Origin of the sequence: Pseudomonas sp. 8 R 14, assembly GCF_900005955.1 — a bacterium.
Classification (GTDB): Bacteria; Pseudomonadota; Gammaproteobacteria; order Pseudomonadales; family Pseudomonadaceae; genus Aquipseudomonas; species Aquipseudomonas marginalis.
Genome location: NZ_CVTH01000077.1, coordinates 270182 through 287868 on the forward strand (window position 1 = coordinate 270182; position 17687 = coordinate 287868).

Genomic DNA, 17687 nt, shown 5'->3' on the forward strand with positions numbered 1-17687 from the left:
CTCCTTATTGAACGGCTTTACGCGGCAGCGAAGGGTCGGCCGGCAAAGTAAAAGAACGCAGATCAATCGTCGGCGCGCCATCGGCGCCCAGGCGGTGATCCAGAATAAGCAGCTTGGCGTGGGCCAGACCCAGGCTGAGTTGGCCCAGGTACTGTTCCAGCACAAAGGCCCGACCGGCCGCGGCGTAGGCCTTTTGTTCGGCGGTAAAGCGCAGGTCGGCCGCTTGGGCACCGGCATTCACTTCGCGGGCGGTGGCCAAGGCCTGGTCGCGGGCGGTGCTGGCTTGCAGCAAGGCCTGGTTGGTGTGTTCGCTGGCGGCGCCGCGCTCGCGGGAGATCAGGGCCTGGGCGCCGATCTGCGCGGCTTGCACGCCGTGGTAGGCATTGGCGGCGCCGGCCGGTGGGTGGATGGCTTCCACGACAGTGGCGAGGATTTCCACACCGCTGTCGAGTGTCTGCAAATCCGCCTGCACGGCGCGGCCGATTTCGTCGGCCAGGCGCGTGCGTTGTTCGCCGAGCAATTCGTCGAGGGTACGCGAGGCAAAATCGTGTACCAGGATGCGGCTGGCGGTGCTGCGGATCAGGGTCGGCACATCCGCGCTGTTATAGGTGGCGGCGAGTGCGGCCTGGTCGGTGAGGCCGATGCGGTAAACGAAGCGCACATCCATATTGACGATCTGGAAGCTCTGCTTGTCGCCGCTGCTGCTGGCGATCACCTGGGATTTGTCATTCACATGGCTGGCATCCCACAGCCGATTGGCAACCAGCGGTGCCGGGCCTTCGGCAGGCGCCAACTCCGGTGCGGCGGCCTCGCTGACGCTGGTGGCCAACTCATGCACCACGCCGTTCTCGATGCTTAACACACGGCCCAAAGGCCACGGCAACCCGGCATGCAGGCCAGGGCCGAACACCTTGACGGGTTTGCCAAAGCGCTCATAAATCCCACGGCCTTGCAGGGGCACTTCATGCACACCGGTCAGCGCCCAGCCGACCGCCAGCACCACCAGCAACACCGGCAAAAACGCGCGGCGCATGTAGGTAAACGCCCAGATCTGGCGCAGGTCGATGCCGAAACGGTTGTGTAATTCGTGCTGCAACGCCAGCAGCGGTTGTGGCGGCCAGCGCAGCAACCCGGCGATGAAACTCTGCGCCATCAGGCGTGGTTCAAGGCGCGGCTGGCGCGGGCTGAACAGCGACAGCAGGCCTCTTAATAGAAACTCCACCGCCACCAGCGCCGGCAACAGCCCCACCAGCACCGCCAGGCGCAACGGCCAGACCGACTCGGCCCCGGCAAACAGCAGGCAAATGGCACTGACCACCAGGCAGATAATCGCCACCCGACTCAACTGCGCCAGTTGCGCGGCTTCCGGCCACTGGGCCGTGGTTTCCTGAGCCAGGCGCCGTTCGAACACCAACAAGCCAAACGCCAGGGCCAAGGCCAACGCAGCCCCCACGCTGGCCGCTTGGCCGACAGGCGCCGAGGGCAGGCCCAGGTTCCAGAATTCGATGATGCTGACCAGCGCCAGCAGCGACCAGCCGCCCAGCCACAAGACAGGGGCGCCGATCTGCCGGCCAAAGCGCTCCACAAGGCGTGCGTAGCGGCCCGTTTCTTCAACAGGTAATTCGGCCGCCGGCGCCTCCAGCCCCTGGGCCCGCCAATCGGCCACCCACCACGCCGACTGCAGCCCTGCCACCAGCACCAGCAGGGCCGATGCGCAGTTGATCAACACCACCGGCCAGATCGACAACGGTGCAAACAGCGCGACAAACAACGCCAGCACCCAACCGACTACGGCCAGTACTGTCAGGCTGATACCGGCTTGCCGCAATCGGCGGGCATGGAACAGCCCTTGCTGAAAACGCGGCAGGCCTTCAACCGAAGCGCCGTCCGCCTCTAGATCCACTTGCATCCACTCACGCCCGCTTGTACACAATTCGTTACGATATAACACGTGGCGTGAAATTTTTGTTCGTTAAACAGGGTTTTTGAACATGGCAAAAATCTCCTGTGGAAGGGGGCTTGTTCCCGATGGCTGTGGGTCAGCCGGCATATGCATCAACAGGTAGACCGCCATCGGGGCAAGCCCCCTCCCACATTTGTCCCTCAGTGCTTTCCAGATCGTGACTAAACCCCCATAAACACGCGCCATCACTGGTATAGGCCATGAATAATCGGCACACTCCAGACAGTTTTTCGCGGGCTCTCGGACAAGGAAGCGTCACCCCCATGATTTCGATCTATCAGCTCAAACCGCGGTTTCAGAACCTGCTGCGCCCACTCGTGCAGCGCCTCTATGACAATGGCACCACGGCCAACCAGATCACCGTGCTGGCCGGGGTTATTTCTCTGCTGGTCGGCCTGTTGATCGCCAGCTTCGCCCAACACCTGTGGCTGTTTGCGCTGATCCCGCTGTGGATGATCCTGCGCATGGCCCTCAACGCCATCGACGGCATGCTCGCCCGGGAGTTCGGCCAGCAGTCGCGCCTGGGTGCCTACCTCAATGAATTGTGCGACGTGATTGCCGACAGTGCGCTGATCCTGCCCTTCGCGCTGATCCCCGGCGTGAGCCTGGTGCCGGTGCTGCTGGTAGCGCTGCTGGCGGTGTTCAGCGAATACGCCGGGGTGCTGGGGCCGATGGTCGGCGCGTCACGGCGCTATGACGGGCCGATGGGCAAGAGTGACCGCGCGTTTGTCCTCGGCGTGCTGGCCACTGGTGTGGCGCTGGGCTGGCTCGGCGCCGGTTGGATCGACACGGTGATGTGGCTGGTCGCCGCCCTGCTCGCCTACACCCTGGTCAACCGGGTGCGCCAGGGCTTGAAAGAAGAACAACCTATCTCCCCTTCTGCATAAGGATTTTGCAATGCGCGAACAGCAAGAGCACACCTTCAGTACCCATGACGGCGTCGAGCTTTTCTACCGTCATTGGCCGGCCAGCGCGCCGGCGGACGGCGAGCCGCGCAAGGCGATCCTGCTGTTCCATCGCGGCCATGAGCACTCGGGGCGTATCGCGCACCTGGTGGATGAACTGGACTTGCCGCAGTTCGACTTCTTCACCTGGGACTCCCGCGGTCACGGCCAATCGCCCGGCGAACGCGGCGACAGCCCGAGCTTCGCCACCAGCGCCCGTGATGTGCAGACCTTCCGCGACCATATCGGCGCCACCTATGGCATCGAGGAAGAAGACTGTGCCGTGATTGCCCAAAGTGTCGGCGCGGTGATCGCAGCCACCTGGGTGCATGACTACGCGCCGAAAATCCGCGCCCTGGTGCTGGCGTCCCCGGCGTTCAAGGTCAAGCTGTACGTGCCCTTTGCCCGGCCGGGCCTGGCGCTCATGCGCAGGTTTCGCGGCAACTTCTTCGTCAACAGCTACGTCAAGGCCAAGTTCCTCAGCCATGACCCGGAGCGCGTGGCGTCCTACGACAGCGACCCGTTGATCACCAAGGCCATCTCGGTGAACGTGCTGCTGGGCCTGTACGAAGCCGCCGACCGGGTTGTCGCCGATGCCCAGGCGATCCAGGTGCCGACCCAACTGCTGGTCTCGGGCGCCGATTTTGTGGTGCACCGCAAACCCCAGCAGCAATTTTTCGACCGCCTTGGCAGCCTGAAAAAAGAACTGCATATCCTCCCCGGTTTTTTCCACGACACCCTCGGCGAGCGTGACCGCGCGGTGGCCGTGAGCAGCGCCAGGCGCTTTATCCTGCAGAACTTCGCACACCCGCTGGACCGTGCGTCCCTGCTGGACGCCGACAAACTGGGCGCCACCTGCGCCGAATCCGAATCCCTCGCTGCGCCCTTGCCGCGCAATTCCCTGCGCGACCTGTACTGGCGCCTGACCCGCGCCAGCATGGGCCTGGGCAAGAACCTGTCGGACGGCGTCAAGCTGGGCTTCGACACCGGCTTCGACTCCGGCAGCACCCTGGACTACGTGTACCGCAACACGCCCACCGGCAAAGGCAGGCTGGGCCGCATGATCGACACCAACTACCTCAACTCCATCGGCTGGCGCGGTATTCGCCAGCGCAAGCTGAACGTCGAGGAACTGCTGCGCCTGGCCATGGCCAAGCTGAGGGATGAACAGCGCGAAGTGCGCATCGTCGACATCGCCGCCGGCCACGGGCGCTACATTCTTGAAGCCTTGCAGGGCGTGTCGCCGCTGCCGGAATCGATCCTGCTGCGCGACTACAGCGACATCAACGTGCGCGACGGTGGCGCGCTGATTCGTGAGAAGGGCCTGGGAGACGTCGCGCAGTTCGTCAAAGGCGATGCGTTTGACCGCTTGGATTTGGCGGCACTGCAACCCAAGCCGACGCTGGCGGTGGTGTCCGGGCTGTATGAATTGTTTGCCGATAACGCCATGGTCGGCGGTTCGTTGGCCGGCCTGGCCGAAGCCGTGGAGCCCGGCGGTTACCTGGTCTACACCGGCCAGCCATGGCACCCGCAACTGGAACTGATCGCCCGCGCACTGACCAGCCATCGCCAGGGCCAGGCCTGGGTGATGCGCCGTCGCAGCCAGGCGGAAATGGACCAACTGGTAGAAGCCGCGGGCTTTCGCAAGATCACCCAACGTGTGGATGAGTGGGGCATCTTTACCGTGTCCCTGGCCCAGAAGATCTGACCATGCGCGAACCCGGTCTATTGAAACCAGCGGTGCTGTGGCTGCTGCTGTTGGCGCCGCTGTTTTTCAGCACCTACGGCTTCGCCACCTGGGTCACCAGCCAGCGCAGCGATGTCGGCACCCTGGTGTTCGGCTGGGAAACCCATATGCCGTTCTGGGCCTGGACCATCGTGCCCTATTGGTCCATCGACCTGCTTTACGGTTTCTCCCTGCTGCTGCCCAACAGCCGCCATGAGCTGAAGCAACACGCGCTGCGCCTGCTGAGCGCGCAGGTCATCGCCGTGAGTTGCTTCCTGATCTGGCCGCTGCGCTTCACCTTCGAGCGGCCGGAGCTGGATGGTGTGTTCGGCTGGCTGTTTGCCGTGCTGGCGGGTTTCGACAAACCGTTCAACCAGGCGCCCTCGCTGCATATCGCGCTGCTGGTGATCCTGTGGGTCATGTATCAGCGCCACACCCAAGGGTTATGGCGCTGGCTGGTGCATGGCTGGTTCGCCTTGATCGGTATTTCGGTGCTGACCACTTATCAACATCACTTTATCGACTTACCCACAGGCGCCCTCGCCGGCTGGATATGCGTGTGGCTGTGGCCGGTGGAACACCCCAGCCCCTTGCTGAATGCACGGCTGACCCGGGATTCGAAGCGCTGGCGCGTGGGCCTGCGCTACGGCCTGGGAGCCTTGGCACTGGCGATTCTGGCGTTTTCCCTGGGCGGCGGCTGGTTATGGCTGCTCTGGCCGGCGGTGTCCCTGGGCTTGATCAAGGCGAATTACCTGGTGCTCGGCGCGTCGGGCTTTCAGAAACGCAGCGATGGCCGGCTCACACCCGCGGCGCGCTGGCTGTATGCCCCCTACCTGGCCGGTGCGTGGATAAATTCGCGCCTGTGGACACGCAAACATCCACAGCCGGACCTGATTGTGGATAACGTGTGGCTTGGTCGGATTCCCAGTGCGAAAGAGCAGAATTCATTCAGCGCCATCGTCGACCTCTGTGCCGAATTGCCGATTAATCCACAGGGCCGCGCGTATCAAAGCATCCCGGTGCTGGACCTGATCGCCCCGACACCCGCCGACTGCCAGCAAGCCGCCGAGGCCATCGAGCGCCTGCGTGCAAGCGGCCCGGTGCTGGTGTGCTGCGCCCTCGGCTATTCGCGCAGTGCCACCGCCGTCGCCGCCTGGCTGCTGCACAGTGGGCGCGCTGCCACGGTGGACCAGGCGCTGGCTATTATTCGTACAGCGCGGGCCCATGTGGTCCTGCATCCTGCTCATCGTCAAGCATTGGAGGGTTTGCCCCATGCCCGCTGATATGGAACTCCAGGTGGTCGCCAGCCTGCTGCGCCGTGGCCGTTCACTGGATCAGTTATCCACAGGCCTGACCGTGGCCGGGGTGTTATTCGGCCTGGCCCAGTTGCTGATGGCGAGTGTTTCAAGCATCTGCCTGCTGCTCAGCCTGTGGATGATTATCCTGGGGCTGCTGCAAAAGTACTGGGCGCTGCGGGTGGCCTTTGATGCCGACCTGTTCGCCCTGCTGGCCCGCGACATAGAGCGCACGGCGGACCTCGATCAAGCCCTGCAAACCCTTGGCCTGCAATCGCCCAAGCGGGCCGACCGGCCCTGGGACGAGCGCCGTCGCGGCGCCCTCAAATTGCTGCGCAAACAAGCCTGGCTGCTGGGCGCGCAAGCGCTGCTGACCCTCGCCGTGATCCTCGCCAGCCCCTGGCTGCCTTTCGCCGCATAAGGAATCCCCATGTTCGAACCCGTGGTCGCCACGCTGATTACCTCCATGGCCCGCACCGTCACCGGCGCCCGCAGCCTGTGGCTGGGTTGCGCGCCAGTGCCGGTGCAACGTATCTATTTCGCCAACCACAGCAGCCACGGCGACTTCGTACTGCTGTGGGCCTCGCTGCCGCAGAACCTGCGCAAATTCACGCGCCCGGTGGCCGGCAGCGATTACTGGAATAAAAGCGCCCTGCGACGCTACATCATCAACCGCGTGTTCAATGGCGTGCTGATCGACCGCGAGCGCAAGGACCCTGTGGATAACCCCCTGCAGCCCATGCTCGCGGCGCTGGAAGGCGGCGACTCGCTGATCATCTTTCCCGAGGGCACGCGCAACCTGGAGGACGGCTTGCTGCCGTTCAAAAGCGGCATCTACCATCTGGCCAAAAGTTACCCACAGGCCGAATTGATCCCGGTGTGGATCGCCAACCTCAACCGGGTCATGCCCAAGGGCCGCGTGCTGCCGTTGCCTTTGCTGTGCACCACCAGCTTCGGCGCTCCCTTGCAATTGGAAGAAGGCGAAGACAAAGCCGCGTTCCTTGCCCGAACCCGCGACGCCCTGCTCGCCCTCGCCCCGGAGCATTCCTGAGATGGATAGCCAAACCCTGATGTTATTCGGCGGCATCGGCGCGATACTGGTGCTCGCCTCGCTGATCGGCCTGATCCTCAAACTGCGCACCCGTGGCACCCCCAATGCCGTGATCGACAACCTCAACGCCCGCATCAACGCTTGGTGGGTGATGGTGGTGGTCATCGGTATCGCCTTCTGGCTCGGTACCGGTGCGGTGATCCTGCTGTTCTACGCGGTGTCGTTCTACGCCCTGCGCGAATTCCTCACCCTCACGCCGACCCGGCGCAGCGACTACCCGGCCCTGGTGGCCGCGTTCTACCTGGCATTGCCGTTGCAATACCTGCTGATCTACTCGGACTGGTACGGGTTGTTCTCGATCTTTATCCCGGTGTACGTGTTCCTGCTGCTGCCGATCCTCGCCTCCCTGGGCGGCGACACCACGCACTTCCTCGAACGCGCCTCCAAAGTGCAATGGGGGCTGATGATCGCAGTGTTCTGCGTGTCGTTCGTGCCCGCCCTGCTGACCCTCGACATCCCCGGCTACGAAGGCCGCAACCTGCTGCTGATCGCCTACCTGGTGATCGTGGTGCAACTCTCGGACGTGCTGCAGTACGTGTGCGGCAAGCTGTTCGGCAAACACAAGATCGCGCCCAACCTGTCGCCATCCAAAACAGTGGAAGGCTTTGTCGGCGGGATTTTGCTGTCATCCCTGATCGGTGCGGCGCTGTGGTGGACCACGCCGTTCAACCCGTGGCAGTCGTTCCTGATCGCCTTGCTGATCAACCTGCTCGGCTTCGCTGGCGGCATCGTCATGTCGGCGATCAAGCGCGACCGGGGGGTGAAGGATTGGGGGCATATGATCGAAGGCCACGGCGGGATGCTGGATCGGCTGGATTCGGTGTGTTTTGCGGCGCCGATTTTCTTCCACCTCGTGCGCTACTGGTGGACCTGAACTTCTGAAAGCTAACAAATGGAATTGCTTTGTAAGCCTATAGGCAAACAGAATCCTGTATTTTGTTAGCTTATAGGCTTATTTTTTGTGCTTACTGTATGCCTATAGGCTAATATTTATTTCAATATTGATAGCCTATAGGCTTACAAAGGTCTTTCACCATGGGTACTTCCAACCTCTACAAGCTGCGCCTTTCTCAAGTAGAACGCGCTATTGAACCCTTTAACACCGTTAAAGGCGCACCCGTTCCGCCAGGCGGATGGTTGCGGTCTATCAGAGAATCGTTGGGTCGCTCATTAAGAGCCCAGGCCGAAATGGCGGGCGTGTCTTCAGTGACGTTGACCAAGTCCGAGCGTTCCGAAGCTGAAGATCGGATATCGCTTGCACAGCTGAGAAAGCTAGCAGCAGCACTGGACTGTGAACTCGTGTACGGCCTGGTCCCCAAAAAGCCCCTGCATGAAGTCATCCGAGACCGAGCTGAACTCATGGCCAAGCAAGAAATCCTAGGCGTCGCACATTCCATGAGCCTCGAAGATCAACGTCCTTCTGATGCCTTCATCGAACGTCAGATTGATGAACGTCGCAAAGAATTGCTCGACGGTCCATGGACACGCCTATGGCAATAGAACTGGAACTTAAACCAGGTCAAACCCCGCTCGATCCGGACGAAGTCGCTGGGCTGAAACCGAGACACATCGCCACCCAAGGCGAATTGGATGAATGGGAGGCGCAAAACATCCTCAAAGCCTCGCGTTGGGTAGCTCGGCAAAAAAAGCTGGATGTGCTGAATGATCATTTCTGCCGCGAACTCCACGTGAAAATGTTCGACGACACTTGGAAGTGGGCCGGTACTTTCCGAAAATCAGATAAAAACATTGGCTGTGACTGGACACAGATTGCCGTCAACTTGCGTCAATTGCTCGACAACGTGGCTTACTGGCTGGAGCACAACATATTCCCGCCAGAAGAGATTGCCGTGCGCTTTCATCATCGACTTGTGTGGCTACACGCTTTCCCCAATGGCAACGGTAGACATGCTCGCCTCATGACCGATTGCCTGCTGAGGCAATGTGGTCTTGCTCCCTTCTCCTGGGGGCGCGGTAACCTGGTGATCGTGAACGAAGTTCGCCAACGCTACATCCAGGCGCTTCGCGCTGCCGACGCCAATGATTACGCGCTGCTGTTGGCATTCGTGCGCAGCTGACTCGGTAAACATCCCCGCCGTGCGGCGTATCGGTGTCATCTTTTGTATCAAAGACGCGTGTAAGATACGCCGCACTTAGCCAGGGATGCTCACCATGTTCGATTCGCTCAAAGCCATCAGCCGTCGTGTTGTCGGTGTGTTTCTGACTGTGGTGGGGGCCGTTTTCGGCCAATGGCATCCGCCGCTGTGGCTGCGCGCCATCGGCCGTGGCCTGGCGAACCTGGGTAACAAAGCCCGCGCTTATCCGCGCCAGGCCGGTGCCGGCGTATTGGGCCTGGTGCTGCTGGCGGCCGCTGGCTTCTACGGCTGGCACTGGTACTCCAACCTGCCGCAGCCCCATACCGTGGGCTATTCGCTGCACAAACCCAACCTGACGGACTACACCCAGCAACCGCCGGTTGTGGATAACTTGCAAGTGCGTTTTGCCGAATCGGTGGCCCCGCTGGCCGCCATTGGCAAGCCGGTCACCGAAGGCATCACCCTCAAACCCAATGTGGCCGGGAGCTGGCGTTGGTCCGATGACCGCACGCTGCTGTTCGTGCCGGAGAAAGACTGGCCTATCGAAGCGGGTTACACCCTTGATCTGGCCAGGAAAGGTTTGCTGGCCGATGGCGTACTGCTCAGTCAGTACAGCAGCCAGTTCTCCACCCAGCCGTTCCGCGCCACCCTGACACACAACGAGTTGTATCAAGACCCGTCGAACCCGACGATGAAACAACTGGTGGCGACCTTCCATTTTTCCCACCCGGTCGATGAAGACAGCCTGCGCAAGCGCGTTTCGGTCACCCTCGGCAAAGGCCTGGCCTACCGCGACGCCCAGTTGCCCAACCGCCCGGACATCAGCTTCGACGAGACCAGGCTGAACGCCTACGTGCGCTCCGCCGCCCTGGCCACACCGCTGGAAAGCACGCCGGTCAGCGCCAAGCTGGATGAAGGCATCAAGGCCCGCGACGGCGGCAACGCCAGCACCGCGCCGCTGGTGGCGGAAGTCACCGTGCCCGGCCGCTATCGCCTGACCTTTACCGGCGCCGAAGTGAGCTTTGTGGATAACGAACGCGGCGAGCCTGAGCCGGTGTTGATGTTCAGCAGCTCCAGTGCCGTGGCCGATGAGACCATTGCCGGTAAGGTCCAGGCCTGGCTGTTGCCGGAAAAGGCCCAGGACGACACCCGTCCCTATAACAGCAACGACATCGACGACGCCCTGCTGGCCCGCAGTACCAAGGTCACGCTGACCCACGTGCCCAGCGTCGAACCACTGAATACCCTGCATGCCTTCAAGTTCAAGGCCCCGGCCGGCCGTGCGCTGTATGTGCGCGTGCCCGCCAACCTGGAAGCCATCGGTGGCTACCTGGCGAAAAACCCTACGGCCTCGCTGATCAGCATGCCGGCTTATCCGCGCACCTTGCAGTTCCTCTCCGACGGCGCGTTGCTCAGCCTCAATGGCGAAAAACGCCTGGGTTTCATGGCCCGTGGTGTACCTGGCGCCCATGTGGAAATCGCGCGCTTGCTGCCCAACCAATTGCAGCACCTGGTGGACCAGAGCAGCGGCAGCTTTGCCCGGCCCAATTTCGGCAACGAGTACTTCGACCGCATGGTTGAACGCCAGTCCCTGGATATTGCGCTGTCGTCCTCGGACCCGGCGAAAACCGTCTATGACAACGTCGATCTGAGCCACTACCTCACCGCCAACGGAGGCCGTCGCGGCATTTTCGTGCTCAAGCTCAGCCCTCAGGATGAGCCGGCCGAGCGCACGTTCGACTATTCGCGCAGCACCACCTCTGACCTGCGCTTTATCGTGGTCACCGACCTCGGCATCATCGCCAAGCGCTCCAGCGATGGCAGCCATGACGTGTATGTGCAATCCATCGGCAACGGTTCGCCGGTGTCCGACGCCCAGGTCGACATCATTGGCCGCAACGGTCTGCCCGTGAGCAGCGGCCACACCGACGGCGAAGGCCACGTGCATTTCGCCAAGCTGGATGAACTGCGCCGTGAGAAAACGCCGCTGATGTATGTGGTCACTCGCGGCAACGACCAGTCGTTCCTGCCGATCGCCCGTCAGTCCCAGCAGCTGGATTTGTCGCGCTTCGACGTAGGCGGTTTGGAAGAAGACGGCGCGATTGATCGCCTCAGCGCCTACCTGTTCACCGACCGTGGCCTCTACCGCCCTGGCGAGACCGCGCACCTGGGCATGATCGTGCGCAGCGGCAACTGGAAAGGTGCCCTGCAAGGCCTGCCCGTGGAGCTGCAGATCACCGACCCGCGCGGCCTTGAAGTGATTCGCCAGCCGCTGAAGCTGTCCGCCAGCGGTTTTGAAACCTTTGATTTCCCCAGCAGCGAAGTCGCCCCCGCCGGTGACTACACCGCGACCTTGCAGTTGATTGGCCAGAAACAGACCCGCACCGACCTCGGCAGTGTCAGCTTCAAGGTCCGCGATTTCGAACCGGACCGCATGAAGGTCAGCCTGAGCCTGCACGACACCCCGGTACAGGGCTGGATTCCACCGGACCAGGTGGTGGCCAAGGTCACCGCGATGCACCTGTTCGGCGCCCCGGCGGCCGGCCGTCGCGTCACTGCGAAGATGTCCCTGAGCCCGACGCTCGCGGCATTCGAGCGTTACCCCGACTACCGTTTCCGCCTCAACGATTCCCTGGAAGAGGCCAGCACCGAAGACCTGGCCGAAACCACCGTCGACGACAACGGCCAGGCCGTACTCGACCTCAACCTGCAACGCTTCGCCAACAGCACCTATCGCTTGCAAGTGATGACCCAGGTCTTCGAGGCCGAAGGGGGCCGTAACGTGGCGGCGCAAAGTGCCTTGCTGGTGTCGTCCGCGCCCTACCTTGTGGGTGTGAAAAGTCAGGACTCGCTGTCGTACGTCGCCAAGGACGCCCCGCGCCAGGTGCAATGGCTGGCCGTCGCGCCAGACCTCACCCCGCTGGCGGTGGATGGCCTGACCAGCGAAGTGGTCGAGCACCGCTACGTGTCGGTACTGGTGAAACAGTCCAACGGCACCTACAAGTACGAGTCGCGCATCAAGAACATCAGCCAACCGGCCTCTCCGCTGGTGATGACCAAGGACGGCGCCAGGCAGGCCCTGAACACCGCCACCCCTGGCGATTTCACCCTCCAAGTGAAGGACGCCAACGGCAACCTGCTCAACCAGATCGACTACAGCGTGGCCGGACGCGGCAACACCTCGCGCTCCCTGGAGCGCAATGCCGAGCTGCAACTGCGCCTGGATAAACGCAGCTACGCCACCGGCGATGAGATCGCGATCAGCATCCGCGCGCCTTACACCGGTGCGGGGCTGATCACCATCGAGCGGGACAAGGTCTACACCCAGCAGTGGTTCAAGGCCGACAGTACCAACAGCGTGCAACATATCCGCGTGCCTGCGGGGCTTGAGGGCAATGCCTACGTCAACGTGCAGTTTGTGCGCGACATCGGCTCGTCCGAGGTCTACATGAGCCCGCTGTCCTACGGGGTGGTGCCGTTCAGCATCAACCTGGATGCGCGGCGCATGGCGTTGAAGGTCGAGGGCCCGGCGAAAATAGAGCCGGGACAGACCCTCGACATCAAGGTCAACGCCGACCGCCCCGGCCGTGCTGTGGTGTATGCAGTGGACGAAGGCATCTTGCAGGTAGCGCGCTACCAGACGCCGGACCCGCTGGGTTTCTTCTTCCAGAAACGTGCGCTGGAAGTCGGCACCAGTCAGATCCTTGACCTGATCCTGCCGGAATTCAGCCGCCTGCTCAGTGGGGCGGCGCCCGGTGGCGATACGGAAGGCGCCCTGGCTAATCACCTCAACCCGTTCAAGCGTAAACATCAGCCGCCAGTGGCCTGGTGGTCCGGGCTGGTGGACTTGCCCGCCGGTGAAACCGTGCTGCATTACCAGGTGCCGGACAGCTTCAACGGCAAGCTGCACCTGTTCGCGGTGGCTGTGGACGCCGACAGCGTGGGCGTCAGCGAGGCCAATACCGAGGTCCGTGGCCCGATTGTCATCACGCCGAACGTGCCGGCTTTCGTGGCGCCGGGTGATGTGTTCAACGTCAGCGCCGGGGTATTCAGCAACCTCGAGGCGGCGGCGAACGTGAAGTTTGAAGTGCAGACCAGCGCCGGCCTGGTGGTGCAGGGCGACAAAGCCAGCACCTTGTCCCTGCAACCGCGCAAGGAGGGCACCGCCGAGTTCAAGATCAAGGTCGGCGAAACCCTCGGTTCGGCGGATTTGCGCTTTGTCGCCGTGTTGCCGGATGGCAAGCGGATCCAGGTGGCGGAAACCACTTCGATTCGCCCTCTGAGCGAGCATCGCGTGGCCCTGAGCCTGGGTCGTTTCGACAGCGCCAGCAAAGAGCTCAAGCCCACCCGTGAACTGTTCAGCCAGTTGCGCGATGTGCAACTGGGTGTGGCGGCCTCGCCGCTGGTATGGGCCAACGGCCTCAAGCATTACCTGGATGACTACGGCTATGCCTGCACCGAGCAACTGGTGTCCAAGGCCATGCCGGCGTTGATCTGGGGCGGTACCGCACCCGAGGCAGAACAGGCCTTCAGCAGCGCGGTGCGCATGTTGCGCCAGCGCCAGAACCAGGCAGGTGGTTTCGGTTTGTGGGCCGCCAACCCGGACGTAGCGCCCTACGCCAGCCTATATGCCACCGATTTCCTGATCGAAGCCAAGGAACGCGGGCTACCGGTGCCGGAAGACCTGCTGGTGCGCGCCAACAGCTATCTGACGGACCTGGCCAACGGCCCGAGCGAAGGCCTGTCTGAATTGCGCAACCGCGCCTACGCCAGTTACTTGTTGAGTCGTCAGGGGATTCTGGTGAGCGGCGCCTTGAGCGATATCCGCGAACGCTACGAAAGCTACTTCAAGGACAGCTGGCAGAACGACTTGGGCGCCGCCTACTTGGCGGCCAGCTACAAACTGCTCAAGCAGGATCGCCAGGCCGACACCTTGTTCCGCAAGATCCCTTGGCGTTCGCTTGTGGATAAGTGGGACAGCGACGGCCTGTATTACGACCCGCTGGTCCACGATGCCGAGCACCTGCATCTGCTCGCTCGCCATTTCCCCGAGTTGCTGGACAATGTTCCTACCGCCCTGCTGGATAAACTCGGCAAGCGCCTCAACGAACAGCGCTACAACTCGCTGTCGGCGGCGCTGTTACTGCGGGCCTTGGACAACTACGGCCAGCGCGCGCAAAGCGATATGACCCTCAAGGCCACTGCCTGGCTGGGCGACAAGCAGCAACAATTGCTGGAAATGGCCGGCCAGCCACCCCGCGCGGCGGTACCGGGCGCCACGCAAAAACTGCTGATGGAAAAATCCGACGGCCCGGCGGCGTTCTACATGCTCAGCGAAGCCGGTTTCGATAAGGGTGCCAAGCTCAAGCCGATCAACAACGGGCTGGAGATCATCCACGAATACCTCGACCTCAAAGGCGAGCCGGTGAGCACAGTGGCGGTGGGCGATGAGTTCCTGGTGCGCTTGCGCCTGCGGGCCACCGACCGTGACCAGGTGCAGCAAGTGGCGGTGGTCGACCTGCTGCCCGGTGGCGTCGAGCCTGTGTATAACTTGCCGCCGGAGCCGGAAGCCGCCAGCAGCGAGGAAAGTGAAGGCGAAGCGTCCGAATACGTAGAAGAAAGCGAACAAGAAGCCGATGCCTGGCAAGCGCCCATCGGCGAAACCGAGCTGAGCAACTGGCAGCCTGACTATGTGGATGTGCGTGATGATCGGGTGGTGTTGTACGGCACGGCACTGCGCGACGTAGGCACCTTCGTCTATCGCGTGCGCGCCACCAACGCCGGCACGTTCAATACGCCACCGGCCTACGCCGAAGGCATGTACGAACCCACCCTGCAAGGGCGCGGCAAAGTAGGCCAGCTTGAAATTACCAAGCCTTAAACGCCTGGCGCCGCTGCTGGCAGCGGCGCTGGTGCTGGCGGGGCTGCGGCTGTGGCCCCACGCTCCGCTGGAACAGGCTGTTACGTCGTCACGGGTGGTGCTGGCCGATGACGGTTCGCTGCTGCGCATGACCCTGGCGGATGACGGCCAATACCGCTTATGGCTGCCGCTGGAGCGCATCTCGCCGTCACTGGTGGAGGCCTTGCTGCTCAAGGAAGACCGCAATTTCCATTGGCACCCGGGGATCAATCCCCCGGCGTTGCTGCGCGCGGCCCTGGCCACCTACAGCGGCGGCCAACGCCAGGGCGGCTCGACCTTGAGCATGCAACTGGCACGGCGCCTGTGGGATCTCAACACCCGCCAGGTACCCGGCAAATTGCAGCAGATGGCGTTGGCCTTGTGGCTGGAAGCGCGCTACAGCAAGCACGACATCCTCGAGGCGTACCTGAACCTGGCGCCCATGGGCGGCAATATCGAAGGCGCCGAAGCGGCCAGTCGCATCTACTTCGGCAAGGCGGCAGCGCAGTTGTCGTTGTCCGAAGCCTTGGCGCTGGCGGTGATTCCTCAGCAGCCGGGGCGGCGCGCGCGCTTCGGACCGTCGCTGCAAAATGCGCGACTGCGCTTGATGAATGACTGGCGCGAAACGTATCCACAAGACCCGCGTAACGCCAGTTTGCTCGAGCTGCCCCTGGAAGCCCGCAACCGCCAGCAGATCCCGTTTCTGGCGCCGCATCTGAGCGAGCAGCTGTTGGCCTCCCAGCCCGGCAACGAACTCAACAGCACCCTCAACCTGCCCCTGCAGCAACTGCTCGAACGCCTGATCAGCGGCTTTATAGCCGAGCGGCGCAGCACCGGTGTGGAAAATGCCACGGCCATCCTGATCGACAGCCACGACCAAAGCGTCAAGGCGCTGGTGGGCTCGGCGGATTACTTATCCACAGGCATCCACGGCCAGGTCAACGGCGTATTGTCACGCCGTTCTCCAGGGTCGACCCTCAAGCCGTTTCTCTACGGGCTGGCGCTGGATCAAGGGGTGATCCACCCCATGAGTATCCTCAAGGATTTGCCCAGTAACTTCGGCTACTTCCAGCCGGAAAATTTCGACGGCAGTTTTGTCGGGCCTCTGACCGCACGGGATGCATTGATCCGTAGCCGCAATATCCCGGCGGTGTGGTTGGCCAGCCAGGTGAAGTCGCCGTCGTTGTATGGTTTGTTGCAACGCGCGGGGATCAAGGGCCTGCGCGGTGAAAGCCATTACGGCCTGGCCCTGGCCCTCGGTGGCGGTGAGATGACACCCGAGGAACTGGCGCGGCTGTACGTGATGCTGGCGGGCGACGGCCATCTGCGGCCGTTGCGCTATCTGCAGGAGCAGCCCCAGGCCACCGGCCCGCAACTCCTCACCCCGCAGGCGGCCTTCATGGTGCGCGACATGCTGCGCCGCAACCCGCGACCGGATGGCCTGCCCGCGCGGCACTGGCGCACCGCCTGGAAAACCGGCACGTCCTGGGGGTTCCATGATGCGTGGAGCGCGGGCCTGGTCGGCCCTTACGTGCTGGTGGTGTGGGTGGGCAACTTCGATGGTCGCCCCAACCCGGCGTTTATCGGTGTCAAGACCGCCGCGCCGCTGTTCTTCCGTATCGCCGACGCCCTGCCCCTGGCCTTGCCCAACGTCGTGATCAAGGCCGACAAACCACCCGCCGGCCTGGTGCGCATCGACGTCTGCGCCGCCTCGGGCGAGTTGCCCAACCGCTGGTGCCCGCAAACCCGCAAGACCTGGTACATCCCCGGTGTTTCACCGATTCGCGTGTCCAACCTGCACCGCCCGGTACTGATCGACACCCGTACCGGCAAAGCCGCGTGCCCGCCGTTCGAGGCGCAATACACCCGCGAGGAAGTCTTCGAATTCTGGCCCAGCGACATACAACGCCTGTACCGCGCCGCCGGCCTGCCCCGCCGCACGCCACCCAACGTGCTGAAAAACTGCCAGCCCAGCCGCATCAGCGACCAGAGCGAAGCCCCGCAGATCCGTTCGCCGCTGACTCAAGTGAGTTATCAGTTGCGCCTGTCCGCCCCCCAGGAAAGCATCCCGCTGAACGCGAATGCGGCCAGCGATGCGGCGACGCTGTACTGGTTTGCTGATCAAACCTTGATCGGGCAGGGCCCGCCGCAAGCCACATTGAACTGGCGGCCGGGCAAGTCGGGGGAGTATCGGCTGCGGGTCAGTGATGATCAGGGACGCAGTGCGAGTCGGGGGTTGAGGGTGGAGTTTGTGCCTTAGGAGTGGCCATCACACTCTGCAAGCTCCACGTAGTTCGACTCCCCACCTCCCGTCGCCCCCGACAACCAACCCCACACGAAACTCAGCGTAGTACGCCCGGCAGCATCGACACCGATGATGCCCCGCGACCAGCCGGCCAGCAGCTCACCTTCCAGCGTCAGGCACTGATACAGCAGCTCGATAGCGTCCGGGCCTGTGACGCGGCCGACCTGCGTACCCAGGCGAATTCGGCCGCCTTGGTAGGTACCGGAAATGGCATCGCCCTCGACAAGGTAATGAAACACCGTACCCGCGCCGGATAGCCCGTGGGTGTTATTGGCGACGGTGAATCGGCGGTTGTGCAAACGCTCGTGGATTTGCGAGGGGGGGTTCATCGAAGGCGCGTCCTTTCGC

At 62.7% G+C, this 17687-nt stretch carries 12 protein-coding genes; 10 read left to right on the forward strand and 2 right to left on the reverse strand.

Annotated features, from left to right (window positions below):
- Positions 1-4: 4 nt before the first annotated feature.
- Positions 5-1909, reverse strand: coding sequence for a protease modulator HflK (gene hflK, locus BFQ01_RS21390; protein ID WP_065926790.1), 1905 nt, complete (start codon positions 1907-1909; stop codon positions 5-7).
- Positions 1910-2226: 317 nt separating this feature from the next.
- Between hflK and BFQ01_RS21395 the strand changes: the two genes are divergently transcribed.
- The 10 genes from BFQ01_RS21395 (at position 2227) to pbpC (ending at position 17294) form a co-directional block, all read left to right on the forward strand.
- Positions 2227-2850, forward strand: a complete 624-nt coding sequence (locus tag BFQ01_RS21395) for a CDP-alcohol phosphatidyltransferase family protein (protein WP_065926791.1) — start codon at positions 2227-2229, stop codon at positions 2848-2850.
- A gap of 10 nt (positions 2851-2860) precedes the next feature.
- Complete coding sequence (locus BFQ01_RS21400) at positions 2861-4615, forward strand: bifunctional alpha/beta hydrolase/class I SAM-dependent methyltransferase (protein WP_065926792.1); 1755 nt, start codon at positions 2861-2863, stop codon at positions 4613-4615.
- Positions 4616-4617: 2 nt separating this feature from the next.
- A complete protein-coding gene (locus BFQ01_RS21405; protein WP_065926793.1) occupies positions 4618-5916 on the forward strand; it encodes a phosphatase PAP2/dual specificity phosphatase family protein in 1299 nt (432 codons plus the stop codon).
- Positions 5906-6349 (forward strand): hypothetical protein, encoded by a 444-nt coding sequence (locus BFQ01_RS21410; RefSeq protein ID WP_065926794.1) that lies wholly within the window; start codon positions 5906-5908, stop codon positions 6347-6349. The genes BFQ01_RS21405 and BFQ01_RS21410 overlap by 11 nt, the downstream gene beginning before the upstream one ends.
- A gap of 9 nt (positions 6350-6358) precedes the next feature.
- Positions 6359-6979: a lysophospholipid acyltransferase family protein gene (locus BFQ01_RS21415; RefSeq protein ID WP_027608186.1), complete on the forward strand. Its 621-nt coding sequence runs from the start codon at positions 6359-6361 to the stop codon at positions 6977-6979.
- Position 6980: 1 nt separating this feature from the next.
- Positions 6981-7913, forward strand: a complete 933-nt coding sequence (locus BFQ01_RS21420) for a phosphatidate cytidylyltransferase (protein WP_032885177.1) — start codon at positions 6981-6983, stop codon at positions 7911-7913.
- A gap of 161 nt (positions 7914-8074) precedes the next feature.
- Entirely contained in the window at positions 8075-8539 is a 465-nt protein-coding gene (locus BFQ01_RS21425; RefSeq protein WP_065926795.1) for a helix-turn-helix domain-containing protein, read from the forward strand.
- Positions 8530-9117 carry a mobile mystery protein B gene (locus BFQ01_RS21430; RefSeq protein WP_065926796.1) on the forward strand — a complete coding sequence of 196 codons (588 nt, stop codon included), beginning with the start codon at positions 8530-8532 and terminating at the stop codon, positions 9115-9117. The genes BFQ01_RS21425 and BFQ01_RS21430 overlap by 10 nt, the downstream gene beginning before the upstream one ends.
- A gap of 94 nt (positions 9118-9211) precedes the next feature.
- Positions 9212-15016, forward strand: coding sequence for an alpha-2-macroglobulin (locus BFQ01_RS21435; protein ID WP_065926797.1), 5805 nt, complete (start codon positions 9212-9214; stop codon positions 15014-15016).
- Positions 14997-17294, forward strand: coding sequence for a penicillin-binding protein 1C (pbpC, locus tag BFQ01_RS21440; RefSeq protein ID WP_065926798.1), 2298 nt, complete (start codon positions 14997-14999; stop codon positions 17292-17294). The genes BFQ01_RS21435 and pbpC overlap by 20 nt, the downstream gene beginning before the upstream one ends.
- On the opposite strand, the gene BFQ01_RS21445 is transcribed toward pbpC, so the two are convergent.
- On the reverse strand, positions 17291-17668 hold the full coding sequence (locus BFQ01_RS21445) for a hypothetical protein (RefSeq protein WP_065926799.1): 378 nt from the start codon (positions 17666-17668) through the stop codon (positions 17291-17293). The two genes, pbpC and BFQ01_RS21445, sit on opposite strands and share 4 nt — an antisense overlap.
- Positions 17669-17687 lie beyond the last annotated feature (19 nt).